At 65.1% G+C, this 8,213-nt stretch carries 9 protein-coding genes; 8 read left to right on the forward strand and 1 reads right to left on the reverse strand.

The features are described from left to right. The first annotated feature begins 23 nt into the window (after nucleotides 1–23). The 6 genes from IIB36_04460 to IIB36_04485 are packed head-to-tail and all read left to right on the forward strand — an operon-like array spanning nucleotide 24 to nucleotide 5,409. Nucleotides 24–1,613, forward strand: coding sequence for an acyl-CoA carboxylase subunit beta (locus IIB36_04460; protein ID MCH7531001.1), 1,590 nt, complete (start codon nucleotides 24–26; stop codon nucleotides 1,611–1,613). Further along, nucleotides 1,610–2,992: a DUF1446 domain-containing protein gene (locus tag IIB36_04465; GenBank protein ID MCH7531002.1), complete on the forward strand. Its 1,383-nt coding sequence runs from the start codon at nucleotides 1,610–1,612 to the stop codon at nucleotides 2,990–2,992. The genes IIB36_04460 and IIB36_04465 overlap by 4 nt, the downstream gene beginning before the upstream one ends. Before the next feature lie 5 nt (nucleotides 2,993–2,997). Beyond that, a complete protein-coding gene (locus tag IIB36_04470) occupies nucleotides 2,998–3,393 on the forward strand; it encodes a hypothetical protein (protein ID MCH7531003.1) in 396 nt (131 codons plus the stop codon). Then, complete coding sequence (locus IIB36_04475) at nucleotides 3,390–4,163, forward strand: enoyl-CoA hydratase/isomerase family protein (GenBank protein MCH7531004.1); 774 nt, start codon at nucleotides 3,390–3,392, stop codon at nucleotides 4,161–4,163. Before IIB36_04470 ends, IIB36_04475 begins: the two co-directional genes overlap by 4 nt. A 7-nt stretch (nucleotides 4,164–4,170) precedes the next feature. Beyond that, on the forward strand, nucleotides 4,171–4,410 hold the full coding sequence (locus IIB36_04480) for a hypothetical protein (GenBank protein ID MCH7531005.1): 240 nt from the start codon (nucleotides 4,171–4,173) through the stop codon (nucleotides 4,408–4,410). Continuing rightward, the gene (locus tag IIB36_04485) at nucleotides 4,411–5,409 is read left to right on the forward strand and encodes an endonuclease/exonuclease/phosphatase family protein (GenBank protein MCH7531006.1); all 999 of its coding nucleotides are present in this window, start codon (nucleotides 4,411–4,413) and stop codon (nucleotides 5,407–5,409) included. It begins immediately after the preceding gene. A 300-nt stretch (nucleotides 5,410–5,709) separates the two neighbouring features. Here IIB36_04485 and IIB36_04490 read toward each other — a convergent pair whose 3' ends face one another. Continuing rightward, complete coding sequence (locus IIB36_04490; GenBank protein MCH7531007.1) at nucleotides 5,710–6,033, reverse strand: hypothetical protein; 324 nt, start codon at nucleotides 6,031–6,033, stop codon at nucleotides 5,710–5,712. A gap of 105 nt (nucleotides 6,034–6,138) precedes the next feature. On the opposite strand from IIB36_04490, the gene IIB36_04495 reads away from it, so the two are divergent. Then, a complete protein-coding gene (locus IIB36_04495; GenBank protein MCH7531008.1) occupies nucleotides 6,139–7,587 on the forward strand; it encodes an amidohydrolase in 1,449 nt (482 codons plus the stop codon). Nucleotides 7,588–7,613: 26 nt separating this feature from the next. After that, the gene (locus IIB36_04500; protein MCH7531009.1) at nucleotides 7,614–8,051 is read left to right on the forward strand and encodes a DEAD/DEAH box helicase; all 438 of its coding nucleotides are present in this window, start codon (nucleotides 7,614–7,616) and stop codon (nucleotides 8,049–8,051) included. The last annotated feature ends 162 nt before the right edge of the window (nucleotides 8,052–8,213 follow it).

Here is an 8,213-nt window from a genome sequence, read left to right on the forward strand (position 1 = left end):
AGGCTCGCCGACCCAGAGGCCGGATGGCCGAACTCTCGGTCGAGCTTCGAGAACTCCGCGATCGGCTGTACGACGGCGGTGGCTCCGAGCGCATCGAGCGCCAGCATGCGCAAGGGAAGCTGACCGCGCGTGAGCGGGTCGACCTCTTGCTCGACGAAGGAGGAGCGTGGGTCGAGATCGGGCTCCTCGTCGCGTACGACCTCTACGACGGGCAGGCCCCCAGTGCCGGCGTGGTCACCGGCGTCGGACGGGTCTCCGGACGCGAGGTCGTCATCGTCGCGAACGACGCCACGGTCAAGGCCGGGTCGTGGTGGCCCGAAACGATCAAGAAGATCCTACGGGCCCAGGAGATCGCGATGCGGTGCCGCGTCCCGATTCTGTATCTGGTGGACTCGGCAGGTGTGAATCTGCCGTATCAGAGTGGGGTCTTTCCCGGTCAGTACGGCGCCGCTCGTATCTTCTACTACAACGCGGTAATGCGCCGCTATCTGCGCGTCCCCCAGCTCGCGGCGGTCATGGGGCCGTGCATTGCCGGTGGGGCGTACCTGCCGGCGCTGTCCGACGTGATCCTCATGGTTGAGGGCACGTCGTTCATGGGGCTCGGGGGGCCGAACCTCGTGAAAGGAGCGACGGGCCAGATCGTGGGCTCGGAAGAGCTCGGCGGCGCCCGCGTGCACACGGAGGTCAGCGCCGTAGCGCACTACATGGTCGAGAGCGACGAGGCGTGTATCGCTCGCCTCCGACGGCTCGTCGCCGAGCTTCCGCGCAACGACCTGGCCGGAGCGCGCACCGCCACGCCGCCCAAGCGGTTGGCGTACGAGCTCTACGACATCATGCCGGACGATCACCGCCAACCGTACGACACCCGCGCCGTGCTCGAGTGCATCTTGGACGGCGAGGAGCTCGACGAGTTCCAGCCCGGCCATGCGCCGGAGATGATCTGCGGCACGGCCTTCATCGAGGGCCACGCCGTCGGGGTCATTGCCAACGCTCGTGGCATGTTCAAGAACACCGACGGCCCCCCGCGACTCGGAGGCATCGTGTATACCGAGAGCGCGCGAAAGGTGGCGTACTTCATCGAGACCATGAACCGCCACGGGAAACCGATCTTGTTCGTTCAGGACGTCTCGGGCTTCATGGTCGGGATGGACGCCGAGCACTCCGGAATCATCAGGGCCGGCGCGGAGTTCGTGGAAGCGATGGCCACCGCGACGGTGCCGAAGATCGTGCTGACCCTCAACCACGCGTCAGGGGCGGGATACTACGCTATGGCGGGGCAGGGCTTCGATCCGGACTTCATTCTCTCCCTCCCGACGGGGCGCATGGGGGTGATGGAGGGTGAGAGCGCTGTGATGGCGCTCTTCAGTGCTCAGATCGAGCGCCTCAAAGAGGCGGGCCATATCCCTGACGAGGATCTGACCACGAAGATGGACGAGGTCCGAGCCGAATACGAACGTCAGCTCGACGCCCGCTTCGCGGGGGCGCGGGGCTTCGTCGACGAGATCGTGTTGCCCGAGGAGCTACGCCCGGCGTTGGGACTGCTGATTCGCACGGCGCTCCACAACCCCGGGCCACACCTCGGACCGTTCCAGATCTCGGGCGCAGCCGAATGAGCGACGACGGCCGCGTCGTCCGCGTCGCGAGCGGACAAGGCTTCTGGGGCGACGATCTCGAGGCGCCTGTGCGCCAAGTCGAGGGCGGGCCTATCGACTATCTCATGTTGGACTACCTCGCCGAGGTAACGATGTCCATCATGCAGAAGCAGCGGGCGCGGGATCCGGAGGCGGGTTACGCACGGGACTTCGTGCCGCTGATGGAGCGCATATTCCCGGCGTGCGTGGAGCGCGGCGTGCGCGTCGTCACGAACGCCGGGGGTGTGAACCCTCTGGGCTGCGCCGAGGCAGTTGCGGAAGCGGGACGCAGGGCGGGTGTGACGGGGCGCGCCAAGGTCGGGCTCGTGACCGGCGACGACCTGATGGATCGACTCGACGCACTTCTCCGGGAGGGTCACGAGCTGACCCACATGGAGACCGGCGCTCCGCTCCGTGAGGTACGCGACCGAGTTCAGAGCGCGAATGCGTATATCGGCGCGGCTCCGATCGTGCGTGCCCTCGAGCTCGGCGCGGACGTGATCGTGACCGGCCGCAGCACCGATACGGCACTTACGTACGGTCCGCTGATGTACGAGTTCGGTTGGGCCGCGGACGACTTCGACCGCATCGCCGCGGGCGTGGTCGCCGGCCACATCAACGAGTGCGGGGCCCAGTCCACAGGTGGGAACTGCATGATCGACTGGTGGCAGATCCCGAACCTCGCGGAGGTCGGCTTCCCCATCGTTGAGGTCAAGGCGGACGGCACCTTCGTGGTGACCAAGCACGAGGGGAGTGGCGGCTGGGTCACGCGTGCGTCAGTGACGGAACAGATCGTCTACGAAATGGGCGATCCATCGACGTATATTACGCCCGACGTGGTCGCCGACTTCACGAGCATTCAGTTGGACGACCGGGGTGACGACCGCGTTTGTGTGCACGGGATCACAGGTCGCGCCCGGACGGATTTCTTGAAGGTCTCGATCGCCTATTCATCGGGTTGGAAGGCCACCGGAACGCTCACCTATGCATGGCCGGATGCGGCGGCCAAGGCGAGGGCAGCCGATCGTATTCTGCGGCAGCGTCTGGACCGGCTCGGTCTGCACTTCGACGAAATCCGCACGGAGTTGGTCGGGTGGGACTCGACGCACGGAACGCTCGCCGGCGAGCCGCCGGCCGACCTACCCGAGGTCCAACTTCGCATTGGCGTGCGAGCTGAGGAGAGGGCTTCCGTCGAACGATTCACGCGCGAAATCGCGCCGCTCGTGTTGACCGGACCGCCGTCGGTGACCGGCTTCGCAGGTGGACGCCCTCGGGTTCAAGAGATCATGGCGTATTGGCCGGCGCTCATTGAGCGTGCGGCGGTTGAACCCCACTTGGCCGTCGACGTGAAGGAGGTGTGAAGCGGATGGCTCGAGTTCAGCTGGTGGACGTCGCGCACACTCGCTCCGGCGACAAGGGCGACACCGCCAATGTGGGGGTCATCGCCTATGACCCCGAGCACTACGAACTGCTTCGCAGTCAGCTCACGACGGACCGGGTGAAGGCCCACTTCGGATCGATGGTACGCGGTGACGTCGAACGGTTCGAACTTCCGAACCTGGGCGCGCTCAATTTCCTGTTGCACGGTGCGCTGGGAGGTGGCGGGACGATGTCGCTCATGAACGATGCTCAGGGAAAGGTGTTCAGTACCGCGCTGCTGAGAATGGAAATCGAAGTGCCGGACGAAGTCGCAGACGCCGTAAAGGGACGGGGCCGCGTGCCGGTCGACCGCGTGCCAGGAAGATCCGAGGGTACGCCATGAACGAATTGCCGGTCCTCCCCTACACGGTCGACAACGGCATCGTGACGCTCACGCTCAACCGCCCAGAGAAGCGCAACGCGATCAACCAGGCCATGGTCACGTCCCTCAAGGCCTTCCTCGAGCGCGCGGCGGAAGATCCGGCCGCGAGGGTGGTGGTCATCACCGGACGCGGAAAAGACTTTTGTGCCGGGGCCGACCTCGAGGAGCTCGAGCAGATCGTGACGTTGAGCCAGGAAGAAAACCTCGAGGACGCGCTCTCGTTGGGTGAGCTCTTCATCCAGATTCGGCGACACCCGTTGCCGGTGATCGCACTCGTGAAGGGGCGCGCGCTCGCGGGCGGGTGCGGGTTGGCAACCGCGTGCGACATCGTGCTCGCGCGCGACGACTCCGAGTTTGGCTACCCCGAGATCCACCTCGGCTTCGTGCCGGCGATGGTGATGGCGATTTTGCGGCGGAAGGTGTCGCAGTCGCAGGCCTTCGAGCTCGTCGTCAAAGGCGACCGCATCTCCGCGGAAGAGGCCAGAGATCTCGGACTCGTGACGCGGATCTTCCCGGCGTTTACCTACGCGGAGAACGCGAAGCAGTACCTGCAGGTGTTCGGCAAGAAGCCGCGCGCGGCGGTCATCCTCACCAAGAAGCTTCTCTACGAGCTCGACGATCTGGACTTCGAGTCGGGCGTCCGCCGCGGTGCCGAAGTCAATGCGGAAGCGCGCATGTCCGAGGAGTGCCGTGAGGGCGTCAGACGCTTCCTCGAGAAATCGGTCGACTGAGGTCGGCGTGTCGCTCTTCCTCGACCGGTCGCCCAAACCCGGTCACATGCTCGAGTGGAAGGTGGGTGTGTTCACGGTGGGTGCCGTCATGGCGTTGGCCGGTATCTATTTCGAGGAGCGGTGGCTGACAGGTGCGGCGCTCGTGGTTTTGGTAGCCGGCGCACTCCTGCGCTTCCAGTCTGGAACGGACTCTGAAGACGCCGAAGCACCAGGACCGACCGACGCAGAGCGCGACCTGGATAGCTGAGTGCCGCGCATTCCCCGCCTTTTTTTCATCGCGGCCACGCTCACTCTCCTCCTCGGCATGCCCGAGCCCGGTCTGGCCCAGTCCACGCTCCGGATTGCGGCCTACAACATCAGGCACGGCCGCGGCATGGACGGCGAAGTCGACTTGGCGCGGATCGCCGACGTGCTTCGCGCGCTCGACGCCGACGTGATCACGCTACAGGAAGTCGACAACCGGACGGAGCGAACCGGCAGAGTCGATCAGACGGCGGTGCTGGCCGAGCTTCTCGGCTATCGGGGCTTTCACGGTGCCCACCGGTCGTATCAAGGCGGTGAGTACGGAAACGCGATTCTCACACGATCGCCTGTTCACGCGGTCCGCACGCACCGTATTCCGCCGGCTTCAGGAAGCGCGCTGGCCGTGCACGAGGTTGAGATCGAGCTAGGGCCTCACACGATCTCCGTGATCTCTGTGCACCTGGCCGGGTCTGCCGAAGAGCGTCTCGCGCAGGCGGGCTCGATTGCGAGCTTCTTCGCCGCGGCGGATCACCCGGTCGTTCTGGCGGGCGACTTCAACGGACGTCGCGATGGGCCCGTGCTCGATCGGCTGCAGCGGGACTGGCGCATCCTCGAGAAGAGCGCGGACGTGAACACGTATCCGTCCGACGCACCGGATCGTGAAATCGATTTCATCATGGTTCGGCCGGCGAGCAGCTTCGAGGTCATAGAACACCGTGTGATCGATGAGTCCGTCGCGTCGGACCACAGACCGATTCTTGCGGTCGTGCGCGTGGGTGTAAGTTCTACGTCCGGTAGAGGTCCTCCGAATCAGTTGAACATCGAATCCGGCAGACCGGTGTTCACTTCGACTGATTCGACCTCGAAGACCGTCTCGAGGGTGCCGCTATCCACGATCTGCTGCATCCGCTCTAATTGTGGACGCAAACGATCCATCATCATCTCTCGCTGGGCTGCCGGCAGGCTCTGCAGCCGTTGTTCGAGCTGCGCGAGCGACTGCTGAGCATCCTCCAGCTGTTGCTGCGATACGTCGACCTGGACGCCGACCATGGTGATGCGCGTGAGAAACGGCACCATCATCCCCTCGACATCCCGGAAGTCCTCGAAGTCGATCGTTGGGGTGACGTTCCCATCCTGCCCTTGCGTAGGCAGGGATCCGTGAATGCTTATGCGCACGAGCAGCCATGGGTCCGGATCCACAAAAAAGAGAACGCTGTCCGGTGGCTGTTGATCTGTCGACCCCAGCGGATCCATTGCGCTGAAATCGGTCAATCTCAGAACGTGGGCATCGATTCCTGCGACGTCAGCGCGACCCGCATACTCCGCTACTCCGGACATGCGCGCGAAGCTCGAGCATGTTGTCCGCCCCGAAGCGAGTCGTCATGGTGCCGACGGTCATGCCTGAGAACGTGTCTTCCGTCTTGGATCGGAAAATCGGGTACCCGTTCGTCCCGAGGTACTTCTTGTGATACGAAGTGAAATTCTTGCCCCTAACCGTGTAATCGTCGATTCCGGAGATCTGTTCAGTGTACGACTCGGCCATGCGGTCGAGTATCTCTTCTGCCGTCTGGGCCTTAACGTCCGAGGCGAGTGAACAGGCGATCAAGAGCCAAATTGCGCGACGCATGGGACCTCCGACGGTGAGCGGACGTTGCAAACGTTGTCTGCCCCGGCCGAGTTACCAAGTGTCGTCTTATATCGAAAATCGCATTCCCGTAGCGTGGAGCCGATCATGCCGAAGAGAGCCTTGATGCATGTGCTGCCTTTGCTGGCGTTGACCGTGGCCGTGCCGTCGGCCGCGCAGATGAGCAAATCCGAGGTCGCCTCCTTCCTCGATGCGCGTGAAGAACGCCTCACCGACATCGCGATGCGGATCTGGGATCTCGCGGAGGTCGGGTACCTCGAGGAGGAGAGCTCCGCGCTGCTCGCCGGCGAGCTCGAGGCCCACGGCTTCACGGTCGAGTGGGGCGTCGCGGGGATACCGACTGCGTTCGTGGCCACGTACGGGAGCGGGTCGCCCGTGATCGGCGTGCTCGGGGAGTTCGACGCACTTCCGGGGATCAACCAGGCCGCGGTGCCCTACCGTCAGCCGATCGAAGGCAAGATCGCGGGCCATGCCTGCGGGCATCACCTCTACGGCACAGCCTCGAGCGCCGCCGCCATCGGCGCGGCGGAATGGCTGAAGCGAACCGGGAGTCCGGGCACGATCAGGCTGTACGGCACCCCCGCCGAGGAAGGCGGTTCGGCCAAGGTCTACATGGTGCGCGGGGGCCTCTTCGACGACGTGGACGTGGTTCTCGCCTGGCACGCGTCCGGGGTGAGCAGCGCGAGCCCCGGATCGAACCTGGCGGTGAAGTCTGCCAAATTCCGCTTCAGCGGCGTCTCGGCTCACGCCGCGAGCGCGCCCGAGCAGGGGCGTTCGGCACTGGACGGCGTGGAGGCCATGAACTTCATGGTCAACCTCATGCGCGAGCACGTGCCGCAGGAGACACGCCTTCACTACGTGATCACGTACGGCGGCGCGGCACCGAACGTCGTTCCCGATTTCTCCGAGGTCTACTATTACGTCCGGCACCCCGATCCCGAGGTCGTGCGCTCGATCTTCGAGCGAGTCGTCGCCGCGTCCGCAGGAGCGGCCGAGGGCACTGGGACCTCCGTCGAATACGAGGTCATAGGGCGCGCGTACTCGCGCTTGCCCATCGTCGCTCTCCAGGAGGTCGTGTACGAAAACCTCACGTCGGTGGGTGGCGTGTTCTACGACGATCAGGAGCTGGCGTTTGCCGAGGCGCTCAAGGGGACGCTTCCGCCGAACCCGAGCGTCGCGTCGGCGGCGACTATCCAACCCTTCGAGCACCGCATGACGTACGCCTCGTCCGACGCCGGTGACGTGAGCTGGAAGGTGCCAGCCGGCACGCTGTCCGCGGCCACCTGGATTCCCGGCACGGCTGCACACTCCTGGCAGGCGATCGCGGCTGGCGGCACCACGATCGGCGTGAAAGGCATGATGGTCGCGGCGAAGACCCTCGCGCTCACGGCTGTGGACCTGTTCAGCGATCCCGCCCGTGTCGCGACGATCCGAGCGGAGTTCGAGAAGAGCCGCGGAGCGGACTTCCGCTACGACCCGCTCATCGGTGACCGCGACCCGCCGCTCGACTACCGGGCCCGTTCCCCCATGCCGTAGACTCATGCGGTCCGTGAGCGTGGGGGATGTCTGCCGACCCCCTCGCGCTGCTTCAGAAGCACTTCGGTTATCCCGCTTTCCGTCCGGGACAGGAGGAGCTCGTGCGCGCGGTTCTCGCGGGCCGCGATGCCCTGGGCATCCTGCCGACCGGGGGAGGCAAGAGCGTCTGCTATCAGATTCCCGCGCTCGCGCTCGGTGGCCTCACGCTGGTGATCACGCCGCTCGTTTCCCTCATGGAAGACCAGGTCCGCCGTGCGCGCGAGGCAGGGCTTCGAGCCGCCTTCCTGGGCTCGGCGCAGAAGGCCGGGGAGCGTAGGACGATCATGGAGGCGGCACGAACGGGTTCCCTCGACGTGCTCTTCGTGGCGCCGGAGCGCATTGGCCTCACTCCTTTTCGCCGCCTCGTGGCCGAATGCGACGTGCGGCTGCTCGCGGTCGACGAAGCGCACTGCATCAGCAAGTGAGCCACCCCTTGCGTTCCGGGGCTCTTAGGGCCACCGGTGCCACTTGTGGTGCCGCTTCGGGAGTCGCTAGATCGCGCGGAGCCGCTCCCGCCCGGCATAGATACGCCTGATCGCGTTGTCGGCGGCCTGGTCTCCGCGGTAGTGCCCGTACGTACTCTGAGT

Source organism: Gemmatimonadota bacterium, assembly GCA_022560615.1.
In the GTDB taxonomy this organism is placed as follows: domain Bacteria; phylum Gemmatimonadota; class Gemmatimonadetes; order Longimicrobiales; family Gaopeijiaceae; genus UBA1138.